Annotated in this window: 21 protein-coding genes; 3 read left to right on the top strand and 18 right to left on the bottom strand. The window is 73.1% G+C overall.

The annotated features are described in order from the left end of the window. Positions 1–25: 25 nt before the first annotated feature. A complete protein-coding gene (locus tag ACFWY5_RS31445; RefSeq protein ID WP_379636250.1) occupies positions 26–505 on the top strand; it encodes a hypothetical protein in 480 nt (159 codons plus the stop codon). On the opposite strand, the gene ACFWY5_RS31440 is transcribed toward ACFWY5_RS31445, so the two are convergent. The 13 genes from ACFWY5_RS31440 to ACFWY5_RS31380 are packed head-to-tail and all read right to left on the bottom strand — an operon-like array spanning position 448 to position 13,243. After that, entirely contained in the window at positions 448–1,521 is a 1,074-nt protein-coding gene (locus tag ACFWY5_RS31440) for an alanine racemase (RefSeq protein ID WP_379636248.1), read from the bottom strand. The genes ACFWY5_RS31445 and ACFWY5_RS31440 overlap by 58 nt on opposite strands. Further along, positions 1,518–2,345 (bottom strand): amidohydrolase family protein, encoded by an 828-nt coding sequence (locus tag ACFWY5_RS31435; protein ID WP_379636246.1) that lies wholly within the window; start codon positions 2,343–2,345, stop codon positions 1,518–1,520. Before ACFWY5_RS31435 ends, ACFWY5_RS31440 begins: the two co-directional genes overlap by 4 nt. Beyond that, positions 2,342–3,205 carry an IclR family transcriptional regulator gene (locus ACFWY5_RS31430; protein WP_379614195.1) on the bottom strand — a complete coding sequence of 288 codons (864 nt, stop codon included), beginning with the start codon at positions 3,203–3,205 and terminating at the stop codon, positions 2,342–2,344. Before ACFWY5_RS31430 ends, ACFWY5_RS31435 begins: the two co-directional genes overlap by 4 nt. Continuing rightward, positions 3,202–4,719 (bottom strand): amidohydrolase family protein, encoded by a 1,518-nt coding sequence (locus ACFWY5_RS31425; RefSeq protein ID WP_379636244.1) that lies wholly within the window; start codon positions 4,717–4,719, stop codon positions 3,202–3,204. Before ACFWY5_RS31425 ends, ACFWY5_RS31430 begins: the two co-directional genes overlap by 4 nt. Next, positions 4,709–5,140, bottom strand: coding sequence for a RidA family protein (locus tag ACFWY5_RS31420; RefSeq protein ID WP_379614191.1), 432 nt, complete (start codon positions 5,138–5,140; stop codon positions 4,709–4,711). Before ACFWY5_RS31420 ends, ACFWY5_RS31425 begins: the two co-directional genes overlap by 11 nt. Next, positions 5,100–6,113 carry an ABC transporter ATP-binding protein gene (locus tag ACFWY5_RS31415; protein WP_379636242.1) on the bottom strand — a complete coding sequence of 338 codons (1,014 nt, stop codon included), beginning with the start codon at positions 6,111–6,113 and terminating at the stop codon, positions 5,100–5,102. The genes ACFWY5_RS31420 and ACFWY5_RS31415 overlap by 41 nt, the downstream gene beginning before the upstream one ends. Then, positions 6,110–7,087 carry an ABC transporter ATP-binding protein gene (locus ACFWY5_RS31410; protein WP_379636240.1) on the bottom strand — a complete coding sequence of 326 codons (978 nt, stop codon included), beginning with the start codon at positions 7,085–7,087 and terminating at the stop codon, positions 6,110–6,112. The genes ACFWY5_RS31415 and ACFWY5_RS31410 overlap by 4 nt, the downstream gene beginning before the upstream one ends. After that, positions 7,084–7,953 carry an oligopeptide ABC transporter permease gene (gene opp4C / locus ACFWY5_RS31405; protein WP_184970046.1) on the bottom strand — a complete coding sequence of 290 codons (870 nt, stop codon included), beginning with the start codon at positions 7,951–7,953 and terminating at the stop codon, positions 7,084–7,086. The genes ACFWY5_RS31410 and opp4C overlap by 4 nt, the downstream gene beginning before the upstream one ends. Then, the gene (locus ACFWY5_RS31400; RefSeq protein WP_379614183.1) at positions 7,950–8,909 is read right to left on the bottom strand and encodes an ABC transporter permease; all 960 of its coding nucleotides are present in this window, start codon (positions 8,907–8,909) and stop codon (positions 7,950–7,952) included. The genes opp4C and ACFWY5_RS31400 overlap by 4 nt, the downstream gene beginning before the upstream one ends. After that, the gene (locus ACFWY5_RS31395) at positions 8,909–10,456 is read right to left on the bottom strand and encodes an ABC transporter substrate-binding protein (protein WP_379636237.1); all 1,548 of its coding nucleotides are present in this window, start codon (positions 10,454–10,456) and stop codon (positions 8,909–8,911) included. Before ACFWY5_RS31395 ends, ACFWY5_RS31400 begins: the two co-directional genes overlap by 1 nt. After that, positions 10,453–11,310, bottom strand: coding sequence for a fumarylacetoacetate hydrolase family protein (locus ACFWY5_RS31390; RefSeq protein WP_379636235.1), 858 nt, complete (start codon positions 11,308–11,310; stop codon positions 10,453–10,455). Before ACFWY5_RS31390 ends, ACFWY5_RS31395 begins: the two co-directional genes overlap by 4 nt. Then, positions 11,307–12,233 (bottom strand): Gfo/Idh/MocA family protein, encoded by a 927-nt coding sequence (locus ACFWY5_RS31385; RefSeq protein ID WP_379614177.1) that lies wholly within the window; start codon positions 12,231–12,233, stop codon positions 11,307–11,309. Before ACFWY5_RS31385 ends, ACFWY5_RS31390 begins: the two co-directional genes overlap by 4 nt. Then, positions 12,230–13,243 carry a Gfo/Idh/MocA family protein gene (locus tag ACFWY5_RS31380; protein WP_379614175.1) on the bottom strand — a complete coding sequence of 338 codons (1,014 nt, stop codon included), beginning with the start codon at positions 13,241–13,243 and terminating at the stop codon, positions 12,230–12,232. Before ACFWY5_RS31380 ends, ACFWY5_RS31385 begins: the two co-directional genes overlap by 4 nt. Before the next feature lie 105 nt (positions 13,244–13,348). On the opposite strand from ACFWY5_RS31380, the gene ACFWY5_RS31375 reads away from it, so the two are divergent. Further along, entirely contained in the window at positions 13,349–14,650 is a 1,302-nt protein-coding gene (locus tag ACFWY5_RS31375) for an aspartate aminotransferase family protein (RefSeq protein ID WP_379636233.1), read from the top strand. Between the two features lie 12 nt (positions 14,651–14,662). On the opposite strand, the gene ACFWY5_RS31370 is transcribed toward ACFWY5_RS31375, so the two are convergent. The 4 genes from ACFWY5_RS31370 to ACFWY5_RS31355 all read right to left on the bottom strand — a co-directional run bounded on the left by ACFWY5_RS31370 (position 14,663) and on the right by ACFWY5_RS31355 (position 18,974). Then, the gene (locus tag ACFWY5_RS31370) at positions 14,663–15,487 is read right to left on the bottom strand and encodes an SAM-dependent methyltransferase (RefSeq protein ID WP_379636231.1); all 825 of its coding nucleotides are present in this window, start codon (positions 15,485–15,487) and stop codon (positions 14,663–14,665) included. Positions 15,488–15,562: 75 nt separating this feature from the next. Continuing rightward, positions 15,563–16,495 (bottom strand): ABC transporter permease, encoded by a 933-nt coding sequence (locus ACFWY5_RS31365; protein ID WP_379636229.1) that lies wholly within the window; start codon positions 16,493–16,495, stop codon positions 15,563–15,565. Continuing rightward, positions 16,492–17,973: a sugar ABC transporter ATP-binding protein gene (locus ACFWY5_RS31360; protein WP_379636227.1), complete on the bottom strand. Its 1,482-nt coding sequence runs from the start codon at positions 17,971–17,973 to the stop codon at positions 16,492–16,494. The genes ACFWY5_RS31365 and ACFWY5_RS31360 overlap by 4 nt, the downstream gene beginning before the upstream one ends. Then, positions 17,970–18,974 carry a sugar ABC transporter substrate-binding protein gene (locus tag ACFWY5_RS31355; RefSeq protein WP_379636225.1) on the bottom strand — a complete coding sequence of 335 codons (1,005 nt, stop codon included), beginning with the start codon at positions 18,972–18,974 and terminating at the stop codon, positions 17,970–17,972. Before ACFWY5_RS31355 ends, ACFWY5_RS31360 begins: the two co-directional genes overlap by 4 nt. Positions 18,975–19,089: 115 nt before the next feature. Between ACFWY5_RS31355 and ACFWY5_RS31350 the strand changes: the two genes are divergently transcribed. Further along, positions 19,090–22,086, top strand: a complete 2,997-nt coding sequence (locus ACFWY5_RS31350) for a BTAD domain-containing putative transcriptional regulator (protein WP_379636223.1) — start codon at positions 19,090–19,092, stop codon at positions 22,084–22,086. Between the two features lie 164 nt (positions 22,087–22,250). Here the strand turns inward: ACFWY5_RS31350 and ACFWY5_RS31345 are convergent, their stop codons facing one another. Next, on the bottom strand, positions 22,251–23,489 hold the full coding sequence (locus ACFWY5_RS31345; protein ID WP_379636221.1) for an MFS transporter: 1,239 nt from the start codon (positions 23,487–23,489) through the stop codon (positions 22,251–22,253). Positions 23,490–23,629 lie beyond the last annotated feature (140 nt).

The raw sequence follows: 23,629 nt of genomic DNA, 5'->3' as shown, positions 1-23,629 counted from the left end.
TTTCGCGCCGTAGGGTGGAGGCGTCATGCGAGCGATGGTGGCGGCCGGAGCGGTCGCGGCGGCGCTGGGGGTCGGCGTGATCGCCGTCGGGACCGGCGCGTTCGGGCTGGAAACCCACGTGTTCACCCGGATCGAGTGCCGCTCGGTCATGGTCAAGGGCGGCACGGTCTGGCACTGCGACGGCGAGAGCCCGGAACAACTGCGCGCCAACGACGCGGCCGTCCGCCGGGCCGAACTCGCGGCGTTACGCGCCCACCGCGAGGGCAGCCCTCCTGGCGAGCCGAGGCGGCGCACGGCTCTGACGTTCGTCGACCACGACGGACGGACCGATCCGCCGCGGGTCACCGCCACGCGCCTGCCCGGCGGCGAGCGCTGGATCGCGCATTCGAGCTCGGTCGTCGGCACCGGGACCGGGCTGCTGGTGCTCGGCGGCGCCGTCCTGGCGTTTCAGTGGCGGCCGGTGATGGGCCAGCGGTCCACGGCGAAGCCGTCGTCGACGACGTAGGCGCCGCTCCACATGTTGACCACTCCGCAGCCGTGGTTGGGCAGCACCGACACCAGGGACCCGACCCGGAGGCCGCCCGCCCCGGTGAGATAGCCGTGCTCCTCGTTGGCCTTGCCGAAGGCGACGCCCGAGACGCCCAGCACGGTGCCGAACCCGCCGCCCCCGACCGAGGCGTCGGAGCTCATGGCCTTCAGCCCGGCGTCGACGATGGCCAGGTCCTCGCCCCGCGGCACGCTCACCACCCGGGTCAGCACGGTCAGCGCGCACCGTGACTGCTCGGCGGTGCCGAGCGCCACCTGGTTGCCGTCGTAGAAGACGTAGGTGCCGGGCCGCGCCTCCGTCACCCCGGGGACGAACGGCGCGCTGGCCGCCCCCGGCGTCGAACCCACCGAGACGATCGCGCAGTCGTGCCCGGCCGCGCGCAGGTCCTCGGCCACACCCGCCATCGTCTCGCCGACCCGCCGCCCGGCCTTCTCCCGCCCGCCGGGATCGCCCAGATAGGTCATCAGATGGCCTTCGTGCGTGAGCACGCCGCGCAGGCTCAGTCCGCCCAGCCGTTCCAGCTGAGCGGCCGTCCGCACGGCCTCGGCGGGCGCGACGCCCGCCCGCCCCATCCCGGTGTCCACCTCCAGCAGGTACGGCTGCCGCACCCCCGCCGCACGGGCGGCGGCGGCCAGCGGCTCGGCGGCGGCCACGGAGTCGAGCGCCACCGTCACCCCGGTGCGCACCGCGAAGCGCACCTTGGCGGGCCCGACCGGCTGGTGCGCCCAGACCAGATCGCCGATCCCCGCCTCCAGCAGGGCCTCGACCTCGCCCATCGTGGCGCAGGTGAACCCGGCGGCGCCGTGCCCGAGCTGCCGCCGCGCCACCTCGACGCACTTGGACGCCTTGAAGTGCGGGCGCAGCGCCACCCCGGCGGAGGCGGCCAGCCCGGCCATGTCCGCGAGGTTGCGCTCCAGCTTGGCCAGGTCGATCAGCAGCGCGGGCGTGGGCAGCTCGTCGAGCGGGATTCTCACGAGAGCCCCAGCAGCGGGCGCGGGTCGGCGTCGAGCAGCGTGTCCAGGGTCTCCTGCCGCACGCCCTCCAGACCTGGCACGCGGACGCCGGTGAGGGAACGCAGGCCCTTGACCGCCTCGTCCGGCGTCCACAGCGGGAAGTCGGATCCGAACAGCAGCTTGTCCGTCACCCCCCACTCCTGGGCGCGCACCAGCGACAGGTACCCGTCCAGCGGCCTGGCCCAGCTCGCCGACACGTCGGAGAACACCCGCCGGTTCTTACGCAGCACGATCATGGTCTCGCGCTGCCAGGGATGGCCCATGTGCGCGATGATCTGCGTCAGCTCCGGATGGCGGCGGGCGACGGCGTCCACGGTGAGCGGGTTGGTGACGTCCAGGTCCCCGGCGGGGCTCGGGGTGGCGCCCATGTGCCACAGCACCACCAGCCCCGCCGCCGCGGCGGCCGCGTAGAACGGGTCGTACGCGGGGTCGCGAGGGTCGAAGTGGGCCAGCACCGGGTAGAGCTTGATGCCGCGCAGCCCCCGCGCCACCCCGTCGGCGAGCTGTTCGAGCACGTCGGGGTCGGTGGGGTCGAGCGCCATGAAGCCGACCGTCTCGGTACGGGTGTCGGCACAGAAGCGTGCCACGTGCTCGTTGGAGGTGGCCACGCCCGCCGAGGTGGCCCGGATGCCGAACACGAACGCCGCGCGCACGCCGGTCATCGCCCGGTCGTAGTCCTCGGGGGTCACGTCCTGCCAGGCCCCGCCGTACACCGGCCGCCAGTGGTCGTCCCACTCGCACCCCCAGTCCTCGGCGAGCATGCAATGGGTGTGCACGTCGATCATCGGCTTCGTCCTTCCGCGGCGGGGAGCAGGGAGCGGGTCACCACGCGCAGCGCCGTCACCAGCTCGTGGTCGGCGAGCATGGCTCCGGCGGTGGCCCGCAGTTCGGCGAGCAGCGCCTCGTGGCGGGCCGGTTCCAGTTCCCCGGCCGGCCCCGACACGCTCAGCGACGCCAGGACCTCGCCACCCGCCTCCAGCGGGATGGCCAGGCAGCGCAGCCCGATGCTGTTCTCGTTGTCGTCGAAGGCGTAGCCGCGCTCGCGGGTGACGCGCAGGTCCGCGAGCAGCTCGGCGAAGGTGGTGCGCGTGTGCTCCGTCCTCCTCCGGTACGGCTCCGCGGGCAGGAACACCGGCAGCTCACCCTCCTCCAGCCGCGACAGCAGCAGCTTGCCGAGCCCGGTGGCGTGCGTGTCGTCGCGCGAGCCGCTCATCGCCATGTACCGGATGGGCCGGTCGGGCTCCTCGACGCACAGATGGAGCACCTGCGTGCCGTCCAGGACGCCGAGGTTGGCCGTCTGCCCGGTCCGCTTGGCCAGCTCTGCCAGGTGCCCGCGGGCCGAGGCGCCCGCGTCGAGCGTGGAGACGTAGGCGGTGGACAGGTCCAGCACCTTGTGGCCGAGCCGGAACGACGGCCGCTCGTCCACGCGCACCACGTACTCGGTCTCGGCCAGTACGGACAGCAGCCGGACGAGCGTGCTCTTGGGCAGCCCCGTCTCCTCGAACAGCTCCGACAGGGTCACCGGGTGGCGGCTGGTGGCCAGCCGTTCCAGCAGGGCCAGGCCGCGCGCGAGTGCGTGCGCGTGGTAGTTGGCCGCGGCGGGCTTGTCCTCGTCGATGCTCCGCTTCTCGGTGCCTCTCCTCATGCGCTGACTCCGATCTGGCCGCGGGCGCGTAGCACCTGGCCCGGTCCGGCGCCGGTGTGGCCTGTGCTCTCCACGACGGCGACGCCGTTCACCAGGACGAGCTCCACCCCTGACGGGAACTGGTGTGGTCGGTCGAACGTGCTCAGATCATTGAGCGTGCCGGGGTCGAGGACAAGCACGTCGGCCGCCGCGCCCTCCTCGATCAGGCCGCGGCCGTCGAGGCCGAAGACCTCGGCGGGCAGGCCGGTGCTCTTGCGCACGGCATCCTCCAGCGTGAGCGCGCCCTCACCGACGTAGCGGGCGAGCAGCCGGGGGTAGCAGCCGTAGCTGCGCGGGTGCGGCGTGGCGCCGCCGGTGAGGCCGCCGGGGTCGAGCGCGAAGCCGTCCGAGCCGATCATGGTCGCGGGGTGGCGCAGGACGGTCAGCAGGTCCTCCTCGCAGCGTCCGAAAGCGACCATCGTGACGGCGTTGCCGTGCTCGGCGATCAGGTCGAGCGCCTGTCCGCCGGACTCCAGCGGGTGGCCGTCGACGAGGATGTCCGGCCAGTCCCACCAGCGCCCTTCCCATCCGGCGAGTACGCGGTCGCGGGCTCCCGGCTCGGCCAGGCGTTCCCGTGCCCGGCCGCCCTCGTGGGCCCAGCCGGGCAGGAGCTGCGACAGGTTCGCGCTGCCCGCGAGGTACGGGTAGACGTCCACGTGGACCGGGGCGCCGCCGATGAGGTCGAGCGCCCTGGCGACGGCGCCCCAGTTGCGGCGGCCGACCGCGGCCAGGTGGGAGATCTGGGTGACGCAGCCGGTGGCCTCGGCCACGCGTACCGCCTGCGCCACCGACTCCGTCAGCGTGTCGGTGTAGTCGCGCAGGTGCCAGGCGAAGACGCCGCCCGCCTCCGCGACCACCTCGGCGAGCGCGGTCAGTTCCGCCTCGGTGGCGTAGCTGGCGGGGGCGTAGATGAGGCCGGTGCTCAGGCCCAGCGCGCCCTCTTCCAGCGAGCGGGCCAGCTCCTCGCGCATCGCGCCCAGTTCCGCGGGTGCGGCGGGGCGGTCGGCGAAGCCCACGGCGCTCGCGCGCAGCGGGAGGTGGCCGGTGAGCGTGGCGACGTTCAGGGACGGGGCTGCCGCCTCCAGGGCGCGAAGGTGGCCGCTGGTGCCGCCCTGGGGCCAGGGCAGCGCCGGGTCCAGGTCGATGAAGGCGACGGCGGCCCTGAGTGCCGCCTGGTCGGGCGCCGGGGTCACGCCGAGGCCGCAGTTGCCGACGATCTCGGTGGTGACGCCCTGCCGTACCTTGCTGTGGGCTTGGGGGTTGGCCAGCAGGGCCAGGTCGGAGTGGCTGTGGACGTCGACGAAGCCGGGACAGACCACGCGGCCGGCGACGTCCAGCACGCGGGCGGCGCGGCCGGCGCCGGGCGGGCGGACGGCGCTGATCCGCGCGCCCGTCACCTCGACGTCGGCCGGGCGCGCGGGCGCGCCGGTGCCATCCACCAGCAAGCCCCCGGCCAGCAGGAGGTCAGCCGACACGGAAGACGCCTTCTACCTCGACCTGGCTGCCGAGTGGCAGGGCGGCCACGCCGATCGCGGCCCGCGCGTGCCGGCCCCGCTCCGGGCCCAGCACCTCCAGGACCAGTTGCGAGGCGGCGTGCGCGACCAGGTGCTGCTCGGTGAAGCCGGGCTCGCTCGCCACGTAGACGGTCAGCTTCACCGCGTGGACGTTCTCCAGCGAGCCGGTGTGCTCCCGGACCGCGGCCATCAGGTTGCGGGCGCACTGCCAGGCGCAGTGCCGGGCGGTGTCCAGGTCGGTGACGGGCCCGGTGGCCACCAGCGTGTCTCCCGCCATGGCGACCTGGCCGGAGGCGAACAGCGTGTCGCCGTCGCGGCGGACCAGTTCGATGGTCACCGGCTCAGCGGGAGCCGGCGGCGTGTCGGGCAGGGAGTCGAGCATCGGGGTTCTCCTCGGGGAAGTGGCAGGCGACGCGGTGGTCGGCCCCCGTCAGTACGGGCGCCTCGGCCGCGCACCGCTCCTGGGCCTTCCAGCAGCGGGTACGGAAGTGGCAGCCCGACGGCGGATCCGCCGGGCTGGGCACGTCTCCGGTGAGCACGATCCGCTCCCGGTCGCCGCGCGCGGACGGGTCCGAGATGGGCACCGCGGAGATCAGCGCCCTGGTGTAGGGGTGGGCGGGCCGTTGGAAAACGGCTTCGCGCTCGCCCTCCTCCACGACCCGGCCGAGATACATGATCGCAACCCGGTCGCACACGTGCCGCACCACGGAAAGGTCGTGCGAGATGAACAGGTACGCCAGCCCGAGCTCCCGCTGCAGTTCCGCCAGCTTGTTGACCACCTGCGCCTGGATGGAGACGTCCAGCGCCGAGACCGGCTCGTCCAGCACCAGGACGCGCGGGCCCAGCGCGAGCGCCCTGGCGATGCCGATGCGCTGGCGCTGGCCGCCGGAGAACTCGTGGGGGTAGCGGTTGGCCTGCTCGGGCAGCAGCCCGACCATCTCCAGCAGTTCGGCGACGCGCTCCCGGCCGCCGTCGCGGTAGCGGCCCTGGGAGCGCAGCGGCTCGGCGACGATCTCGTGCACGGTCAGCCGGGGCGACAGCGACGAGTACGGGTCCTGGAAGACGATCTGGATCTCGCCGCGCAGCGGGCGCAGCTCGGCGGGGGAGAGCCTGGCCAGGTCCCGGCCGCCGTACACGATCCGGCCCGCGGTGGGCTCGGCCAGCCGTACGACCAGCCGGCCCGTGGTGGTCTTGCCGCAGCCTGACTCGCCGACCAGCCCCAGGGTACGGCCGGCGTGCAGCGCCAGATCGACCCCGTCCACGGCACGTACCGCCCCGGTCCGCCTGCGCAGCACGCCCGACCGGATCGGGAAGTGCTTCACCAGGCCTTCGACGGAGAGCAAGGGCTCGCTCACGCCAACTCCTCGTGGTAGTGGCAGGCCGAGCGGTGGCCCGGCCCGACCGCCGCGGCCTCCGGCCGGTCCGTACGGCAGGGCGTCCGCTCCTCGCTCAGCCCGCACCGGGGCTGGAACGCGCAGCCGGGCGGCGGCGCCAGCAGGTTCGGCGGGCTGCCCGGGATGGCCGTCAGCTCGCCAGTCGACTCCAGCCGCGGCCGGCTGGCCAGCAGCCCCGCCGTGTACGGGTGCCGGGGCGCGGCGAAGATCTGGTGCACGTCGCCGTGCTCGACGACGCGGCCCGCGTACATGACGGCCACCCGGTCGGCCAGTTCGGCGATCACGCCGAGGTCGTGGGTGATGAGGATGGCCGCCGCCCCCGCCTCGCGCCTGGCGGTGTCCAGCAGGCCGAGCACCTGCGCCTGGATGGTCACGTCGAGCGCGGTCGTGGGTTCGTCGGCGATGAGCAGGTCCGGTTCGTTGGCGATGGCCATCGCGATCATCGCGCGCTGTCGCATGCCGCCGGAGTACTCGTGGGGATGCCTGCCGTACCGGTCGGCGGGGTTGGCGATGCCGACGGCGGTCAGCAGTTCCAGGACCCTGGCCCGGACGGCGGCGCGTGACAGGCGCGGCTGGTGCAGCCTGATCGCCTCGGCGATCTGTACTCCCACCGGCATCACCGGGTTGAGCGCGGTCATCGGATCCTGGAAGATCATGGCGATGCGGCGGCCGCGGATCCGGCGCAGCCTGCGGGCCGGGAGCGCCAGCAGGTCCTCGCCGTCGAAGGTCACCGAGCCGCGGACGATCCGGCCCGGCGGCCTGATCAGGCCGAGCGCCGACATGGCGGTGACGCTCTTGCCCGAGCCGGACTCGCCGACGACGCCCAGGATCTCGCCGGGCCGTACGTCGAGGGTGACGCCGTCCACGGCGCGTACCACGCCGTCCTCCGTGGGGAACTCCACGGCCAGGTCGTCCACCTGCAGCAGCGGGCTCATGCGCGGGCCCCCTTCGGGTCGACGGCGTCGCGCAGGCCGTCGCCGACGAAGTTGACCGCCAGCACGGTGAGCGCGATCGCCAGGCCGGGCGGCAGCCACAACCACGGCATGGTCTGGATGAGGGTGAGGCTCTGGGCGTCGTTCAGCATGTTGCCCCAGCTCGCCTGGGGCGGCTGGACGCCGAGCCCGAGGAAGGACAGCACCGCCTCCAGCAGGATCATCTGCGCCACCAGCAGCGTGCCGACCACCGCCACCTGCGAGAGCACGGCGGGCAGCACGTGGCGGAAGACGATGGTCAGCCGGCCGGCGCCGAAGGCCCGCGCGGCCTGCACGTACTCCTGTTCGCGCAGTGCGAGCGTGAGCCCGCGCACCACGCGGCAGGCGGTGGGCCAGTTGCAGGCGGCGAAGACCACGACCAGCATCGCGGTGCTGGGGCCGAGGACGCCGGCCAGCACGACGACCACGACCAGCGAGGGGAACGACAGCACCACGTCGGCCACCCGCATGACGGCCGCGTCGAGCAGGCCGCCGAACATGCCGGCCAGCGCCCCCAGCAGCGCGCCGAGGACGACCGCCGCCAGCGCCGACATCAGGCCGACCAGCAGCGAGACCCGCCCGGCGTGGACGAGCCTGGCGAAGACGTCACGTCCCGACGAGTCGGTGCCGAGCAGGTGCGCGGCCGAGGGCGGCTCGCGGAAGGCGGACAGGTCCACCGCGTTCGGGTCGTGCCCGCTGACCAGCGGCGCGGCCAGCGCCATGAGCACGATCACGGCGAGGAAGACCGCGCCGGCCGGCGCCATCCGGTTGCGGCGAAAGCGCCTGGCCGCCAGCCGGGCGGGGGAGCGGGGGATGATCTGCGTGGTCATGACAGGCTGATCCTCGGGTCGGCCACCGCGTAGAGCAGGTCGGCGGCGAGGTTGCAGATCAGGACGAGCACCGCGATGAACATCGCGAACCCGATCACCACCGGATGGTCGAGCTGGCCGATGGAGCTGACCGCGAGCTGGCCCATGCCCGGCCAGGCGAAGACCTGTTCCAGGGCCACGGCTCCGGCCAGCAGCTGCGGGACGTAGATCATGACGACGGTGATGAGCGGGATGAGCGCGTTGCGCAGCGCGTGGCGCAGCAGCACCCGGCCGGGACCGGCGCCCTTCGCCTCGGCCGTGCGCACGTAGTCGGCGCCCAGCTCGGCCAGCAGTCCGGCGCGCACGTACCTGGTGAACGGCCCCGCGATCGACAGCCCGAGTATCGCGGCGGGCAGCACCAGATGGGCCAGGATGTCGGCGCCGCCGCCGTCGCCCGGCGTGGACATGCCGGAGGACGGCACCCAGCCGAGCTTGAGCGCGAAGACGTAGATCGCCGCGATGCCGAGGAAGAAGCTGGGCACCGAGATGGTGCCCAGGCTCGCCGCGGTGGCGGCGTAGTCCACCGCGGTGTTGCGCCGCACGGCGGCCAGGGTGCCGACGGCCACCGCCAGCAGCAGCCCGATGACCAGGGCCGTGGACATGAGCAGCACCGTGGGGCCCACCCGCTCCAGCAGGACGTCGGCGACGGGCCGGCGGCTGACGAAGGAGTAGCCGAGGTCGCCGCCCAGCGCGTCGCGCAGCCAGATCAGGTACCTGACGAACGCGGGGGCGTCCAGGCCCAGCTCGGCCCGCTTGGCGGCGAGGAACTCCGGCCCGCCCGACTGCAGTTGCTCGGGGTTGACCATCATCAGCACGGGATCGCCGGGGACCGACTGGACCAGGACGAACACCCCCACGCTGATGAGCAGGAAGACGGCGGCGTTGACCAGGAGCCGGCGCACGAGGAAGGCGAGCATCAGCCGGCCAGGGTCCACTCGTCGGCGTTCCAGAAGCCGGAGACGAAGTCGCCGCTCGGCTTGAAGCCCCGCAGCCGCGCGCTGCTCGCCCAGAGGGTGTCCGGGTTGTACAGCCACAGGTACGGCACCCGCGCGTTGTCCTTCTCCGCCGCCTCGCGGTACAGCCCGGCGCGTTCGTCCTGGTCGGAGATGCCGTCGGCCGCGGCGGTCAGCTTGTCGAGCGACGGGTCGCAGAAGGCGCTGATGTTGCCGCCGGTCGGGTAGAAGGCGCCGCAGCCGAGGATGGGCACGCTGCTGGAGGGGTCCACGGCGTAGGTGCCGCCGCCGAACAACGCCAGGTCGAAGCTGCGATCCTCGTACGACTGCAGGAGCTGGGCCGCCTGGACCTGCTTGAGCTCGACCTTCACCCCGGCCGCCGCCAGCGAGCTCTGCACCACGGTCGCCGCGGCGTCGCGGTCGCGCTGGCCGGGGATCCACGACAGCGTCACCGGCTTGGACGCGTCCCAGCCCGCCTCGGCCAGCAGCGTCTTGGCCTTGGCCGGGTCGTAGGCGTAGCCGGCGAGCGTCTCGGGCAGGGCCCAGGCGGCGACGAAGGAGGAGTTCTGCACCCGGCCCTTGCCGGCGAGCAGCTTGTCGACCAGCGCCTTCCTGTCGATGGCGTGGAGCATGGCCTGCCGTACCCGGGGGTCGGCGAAGCGCTTGTCGGTCTGGTCGACCGCCATCCTGAGGAAGCCGGGACTGGGCCGGCCCGCCACCGTCACGCCCTTGAGCGCGCCGACCGCCTGCAGGTCGGTGGGGGAGATCTGGACCAGGTCCATCTCGCCGGTGCCCAGCTGCGCGGTCGCCACGTCGGAGCTGACCGGCTTGAGGAAGATCTTGGGGATGGACACCGGCTTGCGGTAGTTCGGGTTGGCGGCCAGCTCCACGTACTGGTCGGTCTTGTACTGCACGAACGTGTACGGGCCCATCCCGGCCGTGGGCTTGTTGAAGAACGCGTGACCGGTGAGCTGGGCGGCGGGCACGGAACCGAGCACGTGCTCGGGCAGCACGAACCCGAACGGCCCGGCCAGCAGGCTGAGGAAGCCCACGTTCGGCTTGGCCAGCTTGACGACGAACGTGTCCGCGTCGGGCGCCTCGAAGGCGGCGCCGGCGAGCTTGCCCGCCATGGCGCTGCCGAGCTTGGCGTCGGCCAGCAGCTTGTAGGTGAACAGCACGTCCTTGCTGGAGAACGGGGTGCCGTCGCTCCACTTCAGGCCCTTGCGCAGGTGGAAGACGATCTTGCGGGGCGTGACGTCCCAGCGCTCGGCCAGGCGGGGCTCGTACTCGTAGCGGTCGTTGACGGTCAGCAGGTTGTCGTAGACGAGCTGCATGACCTGCTGGTCGGGGCCGGTGAGCGGGTCCAGCGGGCTGAAGCGCTTGGGCTTCTGGTACAGGTACACGCTGAGCGCGCCGCCCTGCGCGGGCTTGGAGCCGGAGTTGGTGGGGTCGGAGCAGCCGGTGGCGAGCACGAGGACGGCGGCGGCCAGTACGCCGAGCGGACGGATCATGAGGGCTCCATGGGCGAGACGGGATTGACCAGCGTGCCGAGGCCGGAGATCGAGACCGAGACCTCGTCGCCCGCGGCGAGAAACTCCCCCGTGGTGGCGCCGACGCCGGCCGGGGTGCCGGTCATCAGCACGTCCCCCGGGCTCAGCGTCATCAGACGGGAGGCGAAGGCCACCAGCTCCGCCACCGTGAAGATCATGTCCTTGGTCGAGCCGCGCTGCCTGACGCGGCCGTTGACGCGCAGCTCGACGTCGAGCGCCTGCGGGTCGCCGACCTCGTCCGCGGTGACCAGGTACGGCCCCAGCGGCGCGAAGCCGTCCAGCCACTTGCCGGCCAGCCAGTCGAAGAAGCGCACGGCCGGGTCGTCCAGGTCACGCGGGTAGCCGTAGCCGACCGACCGGGCCGAGACGTCGTTGGCCACGCAGTACCCGGCCACCGCGTCCAGCGCCGTCTCCGCGTCCAGGTCCTTGGCGGTGCGGCCGATCACGACGGCCAGCTCGGCCTCCCAGTCCACCTGCTCGCTGACCCGGGGCAGCGGGATCGGGCGGCCGTGGGCCAGCAGCGCGGTCGGCGGCATGAGGAACAGCCGGGGCGCCAGCCGGGACTTGTCCAGCGGTTCGGCACCGGCCTCCGCCACGTGGTCCTGGTAGTTGGCGGCGACGCCGAGCAGCTTGCCGGGGTTCAGCAACGGGGTGAGAACCTCGACGGCCGCCAGCGGCACGGTGGCCAGGTGCCGTTCCGGCGATCCGGCCAGCCAGTTCGTCAGGTCGCCTTCGCCCCACTCCTCGATCACGTCGCCGTCCAGCAGGCGGCCGTGCCGTACGACGCCGTCGCGGCGGTAGGTGAGCAGCTTCACGACAGGACCTCCTCGACCTGGCCGGACGTCAGCGAGCGGCGGGCGGCCTCGACGATCCGCAGCGCGGCCACGGCGTCGGCGGGGCCGAGTTCGGCGGGCCGGCCGGTGACGACGGCGGTGTGCAGTTCGGTGAGCATGCGATCGACCGTGGACGGGCCCGCCCACGTGCCACGCGGCGTCCCGGCGGTGGTCAGCACGCGCGCGGCCGGGCGGTTGGCGTCGGCCAGGAGCGTGCCGTGCGAGCCCGCGACGCGGTAGCGGTGCAGCGACAGCCCGCCCGCTCCCGGCATCGCCGGTGTCCGTCCCGCCACGACGGTGCTGGTCATTCCGCGCTCATGGGTGAGGCAGAGCGTGACCAGATCCTCAGGGCCGTCTTGGAAGCGGGGGCCGCCTATGGCGTATACGGCGGTGACCGGGAGTGCGGTCATCGCGTGGATGGCGTCGGTGGCGTACGGGGCGAAGTTGAGCAGTTCGCCGAGCGGCCAGACCGCGCCGCCACCCGCGACGAGGAAGTCGGCCTGCACGTTCCACGGCAGCCCGACCTTGCCCGCGGCGATCGCCTCCCGCGCCACCCTCACCGCGGGCTGGAAACGCTGGTGGTGGGCGGGCAGGCAGACCAGGCCGGTGCCCGCGGCCGCCTCGGCGATCCGCGCGCACTCGGCGGCGGTCAGCGCCATCGGCTTGTCGACCAGCACGTGCTTGCCCGCGCGCAGGGCGCGGGTGACCACCTCGACGCGCCGCTCGTAGGGCACGCAGACGCTGATGACGTCGGCGTCCGGCCGGTCGAACGGGTCGTCCGCCCCGGTACGGCCGGCCACGCGGAAGCCCGGGTGCGCCTCGAAGGCGGGGGCGTACATGTCGCGCTGGTGGTTCTGGTGGCCGAGGCCGTACTCGCCGGCCAGCAGGACGTCGAGAACCCTCATCGGACCTCCTCCAGCGTCACCGGACGGCCGAGCTCCATCGAGCGTTCGGCGGCGACGCCCATCGCCACCGCCAGCAGGGCCTCGTCCCCGGCGACCCCGGTGCTCGCGGCGCCGGTGACGGCGTCGAGCCAGGCGGAGAGCTGGGCGGCGAAGCCCGCGGCCGGGCCCTCCGCGGCCAGGTGGGTGCCGCGCTCGTCGGCGAGCAGCACGCCCTCGCCGTCCCACTCCATCGTCAGCAGGCCCTCGCTGCCCTGGACGACGACGTCGCGGGCGCTCAGGCTCGCGGGGCGGTGGGCGCGGCTCATCTCGCAGATCGCGGTGGCGCCGCCGGCGTAGGTGACGACCATCTCCAGGTGGTCGTGGACGTCCAGTTCGGCGGCGGTCCTGCGCTGGCCTCTGGCGTACACGCTGACCGGCTCGTCGCCGATCCACCAGGTCACCAGGTCGAGCAGGTGGACGCCGTTGTGCAGGGCGTGGCCGCCGGAGCGCTCGCGGTCGATCACCCAGGTACGCCAGTCGGGCCAGATCCAGCCGCCGAGCAGCGCCAGCCGTACCAGGAGAGGGCGGCCGAGCGCGCCGGAGGCGATCTCCCCGCGGACGGTGCGGGCGTAGTCGTAGAAGCGGTGCGAGTGCGCGACGGAAAGGGTGCGGCCGGCGGCGGCGAAGGCCTCGACGGTCTTGCGGGCCGCCGGGACGGTGGTCGCCAGCGGCTTCTCCACCAGCAGGTGCTTGCCGGCCGCGGCGACGCGGGCGGCGAGTTCGTCGTGGGTGTCGTTGGGGGTGCACAGGACGCAGGCGTCGACGCCGGGCCAGGCGAGCGCCTCGGCCAGATCGGTGGTCCAGGGGACGCCGCCCCGGGCCCGCGCGGCCTGTTCCGCCCGTGCGGCGCTGGTGTCGACGAAGCCGGCCAGCCGCCCTCGTGGATCGCTGGATAACGCGGCGACGTGCTGGTCGGCGATGGCGCCCGCACCGATCACGAGCACGCCCACCGACGTGGAACCTCTTTCCATGCGTGCATCCTTCGTGCGTGCCCAGGCCGATGTCAAGGGTTGACGTGGAATCTCCTTCCACGTAACTTCCGCGACATGGAACGTCTTTTCACGTAAGGAGCAGTTGTGGAATTACACCGTCCGCTGGGACACGCGATCGACCAGGCCGCGCGCCGGGTTCTGCCGGGAGGCGTCAACTCCGCCACCCGCCAGGTGGGCGCGCCGTACGCCTTCACCACCGCCGACGGCGCCTACGTGAGTGACGCCGACGGCCACCGCTACCTGGACTACCACGCCGCCTTCGGCGCCGTCCTGCTCGGTCACAACCATCCCGCCGTACGGCGGGCCGTCCTGGCCGCCCTCGACGGCATCGACCTGATGGGCCTGGGCGTGACGCCGATCGAGGTCGAGCTGGCCGAACTGGCCTGCGAGCTCATCCCCTCCGCCGAGATGATGATCACCACGATGAGCGGCTCCGAGGCCACCGTCCAGGCGGTCCGCCTGGCCCGCGCGGTCACCGGCCGGTCGCTGCTGGTCAAGTTCCAGGGCTGCTATCACGGCTGGGGCGACGCCCTGGCCAGGAACGTGATCTCCAAGCCCGAGTCCGCCTACGGCCGTGACCCGCTCTCCGCCGGGCTGCTCGACTCGGCCGTGGACGCCACGCTCATCGCCGAGTTCAACGACCTGGACTCGGTGCGCGCCCTGTTCGAGTCCCATCCCGAGCAGATCGCCGCGGTCTTCCTGGAGCCGATCCCGCACAACGTCGGCGCGCTGGTGCCCACGAAGGAGTTCGTCGAGGGGCTGCGCGAGCTGACCAGGCGGGAGGGCGCGCTGCTGGTCTTCGACGAGGTGATCACCGGGTTCCGCCACGCGCTCGGCGGCTACCAGCAGGTCTGCGGGGTGCTGCCGGACCTGACCGCCTTCGGCAAGGCGATGGCCAACGGCTTCCCGACGGCGGGCCTGGCCGGGCCGCGCGAGCTGATGGAGCGTTTCGCCGCCGACGTCCTGCTGGCCGGGACCTTCAACGGCCACCCGGTCGCGGCCCACGCCGCCGTCGCCACCATGCACCACCTGCGTGACAACCCGGACTTCTACCTCAGGACGCACCGGCTGGGGCAGCGCCTGCGCGACGGGCTCGGCCAGATCGCCGCCGAACTCGACGTGGACGCGACGGTCAGCGGGTTCGGCGGCGTGTTCGTGCTCTACTTCGGCACCGGCCCGGTCTCCGGCTACCGCGACCTGATGCGCAACGACCACGCGGCGTACGCGGCCTTCCACCGCAGGATGACCGCCAAGGGCTTCCTGATGCTGCCGATGGCGCTCAAGCGCAACCACGTCTCCGGCGCGCACACCGACGCCGACATCGACCTGACCCTGGACGCGGCCAGGGACGTGCTCAAGGAGATGCGCGCGGACGGCCTCGTCTGACGGGGCCCGCGGTCAGGAGGCGCGGGGAGGGTCCACGGGCTTGCGGGCGACGCCGACGTACCACCACTCGCTGCCCTCGGGGTCCTCCTCCCACGGCTCCTCCGGCCGCCAGTCCGCCACGTGGACCACGCCGGGCTCGACCAGCTCGAAGCCGTCGAAGAAGCGGGAGATCTGCGCGAAGCTCCGGTGCAGCAGGGGCGTGTCCGCCTTGTCGTACACCTTCCGGGCGGCCACCCCCACCTCGGGATGGGCGTCGTCGGTCAGGTGGGAGACGACCAGGTAGCTGCCCGGCGCCATGCGCTCGGAGAAGGCCCGCACCACCTGGTACGGATCGTCCTCGTCGGGGATGCAGTGCAGCACGCCGAGGAACACCACCCCGACCGGCTGGCTGAAGTCGATGAGCCGCTTCACGTCGGGATGGTCGAGGATCGTTCCCGGCTCGCGGATGTCGGCGTGCGCGATGGCGGTGTTGCCGTCGACGTCGGCCAGCAGCGCCCGCGCGTGGACGATGACGACCGGGTCGTGGTCCACGTAGACCACGGGCGCGCTCGGGTGGATCCGGCGGGCGACCTCGTGCACGTTGTTCTGGTTGGGCAGCCCGGTGCCCAGGTCGATGAACTGGCGGATGCCCAGGTTGGCGATATGGCGTACGGCCCTGCCCAGAAACCACCGGTTGGCCAGGCAGATCTGACGGCTGGGCCCCAGCGCCATGATCTTCTCTGCCGCCGCGCGGTCGGCGGCGAAGTTGTCCTTGCCGCCGAGGTAGTAGTCGTACATGCGCGCGGCGTTGGGCACGTTCGGGTTGATCCCGGAGGGCACGCGCGTGGGGTTGCTCATCGTCACACCTTTGATCAGCGCAATCCGATGAACAGATGCTAACGGTATGAACACTCATTATTTCCGATCTTTCGGCTACTCCTTCCGGTGCCGTAACGCGTAGTCCGTGCCGACGGCGGCAAGGATGAGCAGTCCCTCGACGATCGGGCGGTATGTCGTATCCCATCCGAGCAGGTTGAACCCGTTGCCGATCAGCGTCAGGATCAGCACGCCGATCATGCCCCGCCAGATCGCGCCCTCGCCGCCCAAGATGCTGGTGCCCCCGATCACGGCGGCGGCGATCGCGCTGAGCTCCAGCAGCGTGCCCATGCTCGCCTGCGCGGATCCGCCACGGGCCGCGAGCACCAGTCCCGCCAGCGCCGCGCAGACCCCGCTGATCGTGAACACGACGATTCGCACCGGCCCCACCCGGATGCCGGACAGCCTGGCCGCCTCCGGGTTGCCGCCGACGGCGTACACGCGCCGCCCGAGCGTGGTCCGCCACAGCACGAGCGAGGTCACCGCCGAGACGGCGAGCAGCAGCAACGACGGTACGGTCACCCCGCCCAGAGCCGTGGGCCAGCTCAGCGACTGGAACTCCGTCAGCCGCGCCGGATCCGGGTACACGATCGCCCCGGCCGTGATGACCAGCGCGAGCCCTCGGTAGACGATGCTCAGCGCCAGCGTCACGATGAACGAGTGCACGCGCAGCAGCACGACGGCGGCGCCGTTGACCGCCCCGAGCAGCGCGCCCGCGAGCACCGCCGCGCCGAACCCCAGCGCCACCCCGCCGCCGCGCGCGGCCAGCACGCCCACGACGGCGCTGACCGCCAGCACCGCGCTCGCCGACAGGTCGAACACGCCGCAGATCATGCACAGGGTGATCCCGCAGGTCAGCAGCCCCACGATGACGGCCTGGTCGAGCAGGTTGACCAGATTGCCCTGGGTCAGGAACGTCTGCGTGGCCAGAGACAGCGCCACCACCAGCACGAACAGCGCCAGCAGGATCCCGGAGTCGCGTACTCTCATCGCGGCCGCCCGGCGAAGGCGAGTTCCATGACGTCCTCGCGCTCCGCGGCGCCGCGCGCGAACTCGCCGGCCACCCGGCCGCCGCGCAGCACCAGCACGCGGTGCGAGAGCCCGAGCACCTCCTCGATCTCCGACGACACCATGAGCACGGCGACGCCGCGCGCCGCGAGCTCGACCAGCAGCCGGTGGATCTCCACCTTCACCACGACGTCGACGCCCCTGGTCGGCTCGTCGACCAGCAGCACCTTCGGCTCGCGCATGAGCCACTTGCCGAACATGGCCTTCTGCTGGTTGCCGCCCGACAGGCCGGCGGTCCTGCCCTTGGGGTCGGCCGCCCTGACGTCGAGGCGGTCGAGCCACTGACCGACCTCGCGGGCCTCGGCGGCCCGCCGGACGAACCCGGCGCGCTGGCGGGCGGACAGGCCGGTCAGCGCCAGGTTCTCGCGCAGCGAGCGGACCAGGACCAGGCCCTGCTCCTTGCGGGACTCGGGGACCAGAGCCATGCCCTGCGCCATCGCGTGGCGGGGGGAGGCGGGCCGTACCGGATGGCCGGCGACCGCGACGTCGCCGGACGTGCGGCGGTCGGCGCCGAACAACAGCCGCAGGACCGCCGACCGGCCGCTGCCGGTCAGCCCGGCGAGCCCGACGATCTCGCCCGCGCGGACCTCCAGCCGTGCCACCTGGGGCAGCCCGGTGGCCGCCAGCACCACCGGCGCGTCCGCCGCGACGGGGGCCGGCTCGGGGTAGAGGACCTCGATCGGGCGGCCGACCATGTGCTGGACCAGCGAGCGCGGGGTCTGTTCCGCTGCCGGCGCCGTGAGCACGTGCCGGCCGTCGCGCAGCACGGTGACCACGTCGCAGGCCGACAGCACCTCCTCCAGCCGGTGGGAGACCAGCACGATCGCCATCCCGTCCGCCGCGAGCGTGCCCAGCAGCTCCAGCAGCCGCTCCGCCTCGGTGCGCGGCAGCAGCGCCGTCGGCTCGTCCAGGGCCAGCACCCGCGCGCCGCTCGCCAGCGCGCGCAGGATCTCCACCCGCTGCTGGTCGGCGACGGGCAACTCCCGCGCGGGCCGGTCCGCGTCGAGCACGAATCCGGTACGGCCCAGCAGCCCGTCGAGCAGGAGCCGGTCCGCGCCCGGCCGCCACCATCCCGCCCGGTGGGCCCAGCGGCCGAGGAAGACGTTCTCCAGCACCGTGAGCCGGGGGACGAGCGCCACCTCCTGCGTCACCAGCGCGATCCCGTGCGCCCGCGCGGCCCGGGGGCTGTCCAGGCGCACCGCCCGGCCGTCGGCGACGATCCGCCCGGCGCCGGGCGTGGTGACGCCGCACAGCACCTTGACCAGCGTGCTCTTACCGGCGCCGTTCTCGCCGACCAGGCCGTGTATCCGCCCCGGCTCGACGCGCAGGTCGACGCCGTGCAGCACGGTCGTGCCCGCGTAGCTCTTGGTGATGCCCTCCAGGAGGAGCGGGCCGGTCATTCGTCGTACTCGCCGGTGACGCCCGCCAGCACCTCCTTGGTGCCCAGGTGCTTGCCCGGCGTGACGTCGGTCATCAGGTTGCCCGCCCGCACCTGCTTGCCCTGCGCCTTGTCCAGGCCCAGTTCGGCGGCCTTGGCGCCCAGGGTGCGGACGGGGAGGTAGTAGGCGGCGAACCAGCGTCCGTCCTGGACCGCGGTGACCGTCTGGCGGGAGCCGCCGTTGGCGACGTACAGGATGGGCTTGCCCTTCGCGACCGCCTCGGCGCCGGCGATCGCCTGGGAGGAGCCGACGACGACGTCGACGCCGGGCGCGCGCTGGAGCACGTCCTGCATGGCCTTGCGCCCGCTGTCCTGGGTGTATCCGCCCTCGACCTGGGCGACGATCTTCGTGCCCGCCTTCTTCAGCACCCCGACGGCCGCGTCGGTGCGCGCGTTGTCGAGCGGGAGCGCCTTCAGGCCCTCCAGGTAGGCGATCTCGCACGGGTCCAGCTTCTTGCTCACGCAGGCGCGTACCGCCAGTTCGGCCAGGGCGGCGCCGTTCACCGTGGGCACGTCGATCAGCGTGATCGTGCCCTCGACCTGCGGCTCCGCGGTGTCGTAGCGGGTGCCGAGCGGGGTGAACTGCACGACGACCGCGATCCCCGCCTGTACGGCGGAGCGGATCGCCGGGACCACCGCGGCCCCGTCGTTGGCCTGGACGACGAAGACGTCGAAGCGCTTGGAGGTGACCGCGTCCTGGATCTGGCGGACCTGCGTCTGCGCGTCGAAGTTGGGGTCGAAGAACTCGGCCGTGGCGCCGCGGGACTTCGCATGCTCCTCGACGCCGGCGAACGTGGCGGCGGTGAACGAGTTCGCCTTCGCGAAGCCGAAGAAGGCGACGCGGCTCTGGCCCTTGGGACTCGGCTGCGCCGTCGGAGCGCCCTCGGTGTTGGGGTTGACGCAGCCCGCCGCCAACGCCACCACCGCCGCGAGCAGGGGTAATCCGGTCCAGCGTGCGACCATCGACGGTCTCCTTCGCATGTCAGCGAACGTGCACGTCCCAGAGAGCTTGATCATAGGGAACCGAGGGCGCTTTCGCCCACCGATAACCGATCGAAAGCGGTCACGGTTACGGTCCTTGCGGCAGGAGAGAGACCGCAATCAGGAGTGGCCGCGTGATGACCTTGACCTCCGCGGCGCGCCGGACCGGGCGGCGCCGATGGCGCTGAGCGGAGAGCCGGGCACGAGGTTCGGGATTCTCGGGCCGCTGGAGGTCGCGGTCGGCGACCGGCCCGTCCACGTGGGCGGTCCGCGGCCGCAGGCGGTCCTGGCGACCCTCCTGCTGCACAGCGGGCAGACGGTGAGCACCGGCCGCCTGGTCGACCTGGTGTGGGAGGACGCGCCGCCCTCCTCCGTACGCGGGCAGGTGGCCGCGGCGATCTCGGCCCTGCGCGGCGCGCTGCGCAAGGCCGGAGGAGACCCGGCGCTGATCGAGACCGTCGCGGGCGGCTACCGGGTTCCCCGGACGCTGGCCCTGGACGCGCTGACGGTGGAGCAAGGTCTCGCCGCGGCACGCCAGGAGGCGGCGGGCGGGCGGCCGGGCCAGGCCGCGGCCATGTTCCGCGCGATGCTCAAGCTGTGGCGCGGCCCCGTGCTCGGCGGGATCACCAGCTCCGCCCTCCTCAACGCGGCCAGCAGGTGGGAGGAACTACGCCTGGCCGCGCTGGAGGAGTGCGTCGAGCTGGAGCTGGACCTGGGCCACCACCGGGAGCTGACCGCCGAGCTCAGGAGCTTCGTCGGCGAGCACCCGCTTCGGGAGCGGGCCCGCGCCCAGCTCATGCTCTCCCTGTCGCGCTCCGGACGGCAGGCCGACGCGCTGGCCGTCTACGACGAGGGACGCAGGCTCATGGTCGACGAGCTGGGCCTGGAGCCCGGCCCGCGCCTGCGCGAGGTGCACAACCTGATCCTCCTGGAGGATCCGGTCACCCGTGAGCCGGAGCGCGAGGTCGCCGACGTGCGGCCCTCGCAGCTTCCGCCCGCCGCCTTCGCCTTCACCGGCAGGCAGGCGGAGCTGGATGAGCTGGACGCGTTGCTCGACCCCGGCGACGACAGCGGTGACGACGCCGTGCGCGTCAGCGTGGTGAGCGGGGTGGGCGGCATCGGCAAGACCGCCCTCGCCATGGCCTGGGCGCACCGCCGGGCCGAGCGCTTCCCCGACGGGCAGCTCTTCGCTGACCTGAGCGGATTCACCCGCGGCAGCCGTCCAGCCGCACCGGAGAGCGTGCTGGACGGCTTCCTGCGGGCGCTCGGGGTGCCCGGCCGCCGGATACCGCAGAGCCTCGCCGAGCGCACGGCCCTCTACCGCAGCATGCTCGTCGGCCGGCGGCTGCTGGTCGTGCTGGACAACGCGCACTCCGCCGACCAGGTCCGCCCGCTTCTGCCCGGTTCCGGCACCTGCCGCGTCATCGTCACCTCCCGCAAACGGCTCGGCGGACTCGTCGTCCAGGAGGGCGCGCGGCCGCTCACGCTGGAGGTGCTGCCGCCCGCCGACGCGCGGCTGCTGCTGCGCCGCATCGCCGGGCGGCGGCGGATCGAGGACGACGCCGACGGCGAGGAACTGTCCACGCTCGCCGAGCTGTGCGACCGCCTCCCGCTCGCGCTGCGCATCGCCGCGGCGAAGCTGGCCGTCGGCAGCGCGTGGTCCCTGGGGGAGCTGACCGGCAGCCTGCGCGCCGAGCGCCACCGCCTGAACGAGCTGCGCCAGGACGAGGAGCAGCTGCGCAACACCTTCGAGCTGAGCTACCTCGACCTGCCGCAGACAGCCCGGCTGGCCTTCCGGCGGATCGGCCTGCTCCAGGGCGTCAGAGACCTGGCCCCCTGGACGCTGGCCGCGCTCCTCCACACGTCGTTGCGCGCCGCGGAGGAGCTGTGCGAGGAACTGGCCAACGCGCAGATGCTCCAGCCCGCCCGGCGCGACGCCAGCGGGCAGCGCCGCTACACCATGCACGACCTGGTCCGCCTGTTCGCGATCGAGCGGGCAGAGGCGGAGGAGAGCCGGGACCAGCGCGCCGAGGCCCTCACCCGCGCGATCGGCGGCCTGCTCGCACTGGCCGAGCACGCGCGCGGGCACGAGTATCCCCGCCACGACCTCATGATCGTCCGGGGTACGGCACCGCGCCACCACCTGGAACCCCCGCCCCAGCTGGACGCCGACCCGATGGCCTGGCTCGACGCGGAACGCGCGACCGTGGTCGCCTTCGTCACCCAGGCGGCCCGCCTCGGCTGGGCCGGCCTGGCCTGGGAGCTGGCCGCCACCCCGGTCTACCTCTACGAGATGTCCGGCTACTTCGACGACTGGCGAACGGTCGTGGACGCGGCGCTGGCCGCGTGCGGGGAGACCGGCGACCGGCGCGGCGAGGCCGCGATGCTCCTGTCGCGCGGCGAGATCCACCACCAGCGCCGCCAGCTCACCGAGGCCGGGACCACGCTGGCGGCGGCCATGCGGATCTTCGAGGAGGTCGGAGACGAGTACGGCCTGGCCCTCACCCGCCGCTACGACGTCGTCACCCGCGACTACCAGGGCGACCACGAGGGCGTCGTGGCCGAGTTGTGGGAGGCGGTCGCCGTCTTCGAGCGGGTGGGCGACACCACCGCGGAGGCGGTGACCCTCGGCAGCATCGCCTTCCACCACACCACCGTGGGCCGCCCGGACCAGGCCGAAGGGCCTCTGGTGCGGGCACTGGCCCACCCCCTGGGCAGGCGCACGAAGGCCCTGCTGACCAAACGTCTGGCCGACACCTATCACGAGCTGGGCAAGAACCTCGAAGCCGTCGAGGCGGGCAGGCTCGCCCTCCGGCTCACCAGGGAGCAGCGCGACCAGATCGGCGAGGCCTGGGTGCTGCTGAGCCTGGGGGAGGCGCTGGCGGACGTGGACAGGCCTCTCGGCAGGGAGACGCTCGCCTCGTCCCTAGCGGGGGCCGACCGGCTCGGGGACCTCCTGCTCGCCGGGCGTGCCCACCTCGCGCTCGCCCGCCTGGGCGGCGAGGACGCGAACGAGCACCTTGACCTCGCCATCACCGCCTTCCGACGCCTGGGCGCCCAGCCCTGGCTGGAGAAGGCACTCAACCTCACCTAACCCGTCCTGGAGGACATGACGATGAAGCGCCGTCTTTCCGCACTCTTGCTCAGCGTCGCCGTAGTACTCGGAGGCAGTGCCGCGGCGGCCCACCTCGAACCGCCGCACGCGCCCCCGGCCCAGACCGTCGTCGCCGGCGAATGTCCGGGCGACCACGAGTGGTGTTAAGCGCCGGCCCGGCCCTCGGGGCCGGGCCGCCGCAGGTAGAGGGCCGCGTGCGCGCCCGCCAGCAGGAACATCACGGCCGCTCCGAGCAGGATGAGGTCGATACGGCCCCGCCCACCGGCCAGCCAGCCCACCAGACCCAGTGAGGTGATCGAGGCCAGGCGCAGCGCCGAGGTGAAGACCGACAGGACCCGGGCGAGATGGTCCCGGCCGGTGGCGGCCAGCAGGATGGGCGACATCACGGTCTCGACGATGCCGCCGGCGACGCCGTACCCGAAGATGACCAGGGCGGCGAGGGGCGCGCTGTCGAGGCGCGCGTAGACCAGGCAGGTGAGGCCGCACAGCAGCAGGCCGCCGGCGAACAGCCGCTCCTTGCCCAGCCGCGCGTGGAGCGCGGCGGAACCGAGCGCGCCGGTGAGGATGCCCGCGCCCAGCGCCGAGCTGATCACGCCGAACCAGGCCGGGTCGGCGCTCAGGTTCTCCCTGACGAAGAAGACGTTGAGCGAGCCGAACGCGCTCGCGCCCAGCATGACGATCATGCCGGCGCCGAGTACGGCCCGCAGCGTGCGGTCGCGGGCGAGGAGGCGCAGGGGCGCGAGCATCTCCCGGCCCAGGTGGCGTTCGCGGGCCTCGGTCATGGGCACGCGGGTCCCGCGCAGGGCGAGGAAGGAGCAGGCGAAGGTGGCCGCGTTGAGGCCGAAGCAGACGCCGGGGCCGGCGGCGGCGAACAGGGCGCCGGCCAGCGCGGGACCGGCGATCATCGCGATCGCGGAACTCGCCTGGGCGAAGCTCGCCGCCTGCTCGCGCCGGTCATCGGAGACCACGTCGCTGAGGATGACGATGCGGGCGGGGTTGAAGAACTGCGTCGCCGCGGACTGCCCGGCCAGGGCCAGCCCGCACAGGGCCAGCGTCAGCCCGACGGGCAGCGAGCCCGCCAGCCAGGCCAGGATCGCGAAGCCGCCGCCGATCAGCGTTCTGACCGCGTCGGCGGTTCTGGCGACGCGTACCTTGTCCCAGCGGTCGACCAGCGCTCCGGCGACCGGCGCGCCCGCCACCGTCACCACGGCCACGATGAGCAGACTGGCCGCGGTCGCGCTCGGCGCGTACGGCTGGTCGCGCAGCAGGACGGTGCCGATCCACAGCGCCATCGTCGTGGTGAACAGGTAGTCGCCGGCCAGCGAGACGCTCTGCCCGAGCCAGAGGCGGCGGTAGGTCCGGTCGAGCAACAGTTCCTTCATCGCGCTCCTTCCCTGGACAGCGGCGGGGCGCCGAGCACGAGGAGGGGCGCGCGGCCGGCCCGCCCCGGCACAGGGGGGGCGTTTGATGCGTGGAAAGCTGTCGCCCCCCCGGGGGGGCCCGCGCAGGAAGGGGGCGAAAC

This window comes from Nonomuraea sp. NPDC059007, from assembly GCF_042740555.1.
In the GTDB taxonomy this organism is placed as follows: Bacteria; Actinomycetota; Actinomycetes; order Streptosporangiales; family Streptosporangiaceae; genus Nonomuraea.
Note: the sequence above shows the minus strand (reverse complement) of the source record. Positions and strands in the feature narration are given on the sequence as shown.

Bases quoted from the DNA above. Each gene is read 5' to 3' on its own strand.
- ACFWY5_RS31445 (WP_379636250.1), top strand. From the start codon at position 26: ATGCGAGCGATGGTGGCGGCCGGAGCGGTCGCGGCGGCGCTGGGGGTC.
- ACFWY5_RS31435 (WP_379636246.1), bottom strand. From the start codon at position 2,345: ATGATCGACGTGCACACCCATTGCATGCTCGCCGAGGACTGGGGGTGC.
- ACFWY5_RS31430 (WP_379614195.1), bottom strand. From the start codon at position 3,205: ATGAGGAGAGGCACCGAGAAGCGGAGCATCGACGAGGACAAGCCCGCC.
- ACFWY5_RS31420 (WP_379614191.1), bottom strand. From the start codon at position 5,140: ATGCTCGACTCCCTGCCCGACACGCCGCCGGCTCCCGCTGAGCCGGTG.
- ACFWY5_RS31410 (WP_379636240.1), bottom strand. From the start codon at position 7,087: ATGAGCCCGCTGCTGCAGGTGGACGACCTGGCCGTGGAGTTCCCCACG.
- opp4C (WP_184970046.1), bottom strand. From the start codon at position 7,953: ATGACCACGCAGATCATCCCCCGCTCCCCCGCCCGGCTGGCGGCCAGG.
- ACFWY5_RS31400 (WP_379614183.1), bottom strand. From the start codon at position 8,909: ATGCTCGCCTTCCTCGTGCGCCGGCTCCTGGTCAACGCCGCCGTCTTC.
- ACFWY5_RS31395 (WP_379636237.1), bottom strand. From the start codon at position 10,456: ATGATCCGTCCGCTCGGCGTACTGGCCGCCGCCGTCCTCGTGCTCGCC.
- ACFWY5_RS31385 (WP_379614177.1), bottom strand. From the start codon at position 12,233: ATGAGGGTTCTCGACGTCCTGCTGGCCGGCGAGTACGGCCTCGGCCAC.
- ACFWY5_RS31380 (WP_379614175.1), bottom strand. From the start codon at position 13,243: ATGGAAAGAGGTTCCACGTCGGTGGGCGTGCTCGTGATCGGTGCGGGC.
- ACFWY5_RS31370 (WP_379636231.1), bottom strand. From the start codon at position 15,487: ATGAGCAACCCCACGCGCGTGCCCTCCGGGATCAACCCGAACGTGCCC.
- ACFWY5_RS31365 (WP_379636229.1), bottom strand. From the start codon at position 16,495: ATGAGAGTACGCGACTCCGGGATCCTGCTGGCGCTGTTCGTGCTGGTG.
- ACFWY5_RS31360 (WP_379636227.1), bottom strand. From the start codon at position 17,973: ATGACCGGCCCGCTCCTCCTGGAGGGCATCACCAAGAGCTACGCGGGC.
- ACFWY5_RS31355 (WP_379636225.1), bottom strand. From the start codon at position 18,974: ATGGTCGCACGCTGGACCGGATTACCCCTGCTCGCGGCGGTGGTGGCG.
- ACFWY5_RS31345 (WP_379636221.1), bottom strand. From the start codon at position 23,489: ATGAAGGAACTGTTGCTCGACCGGACCTACCGCCGCCTCTGGCTCGGG.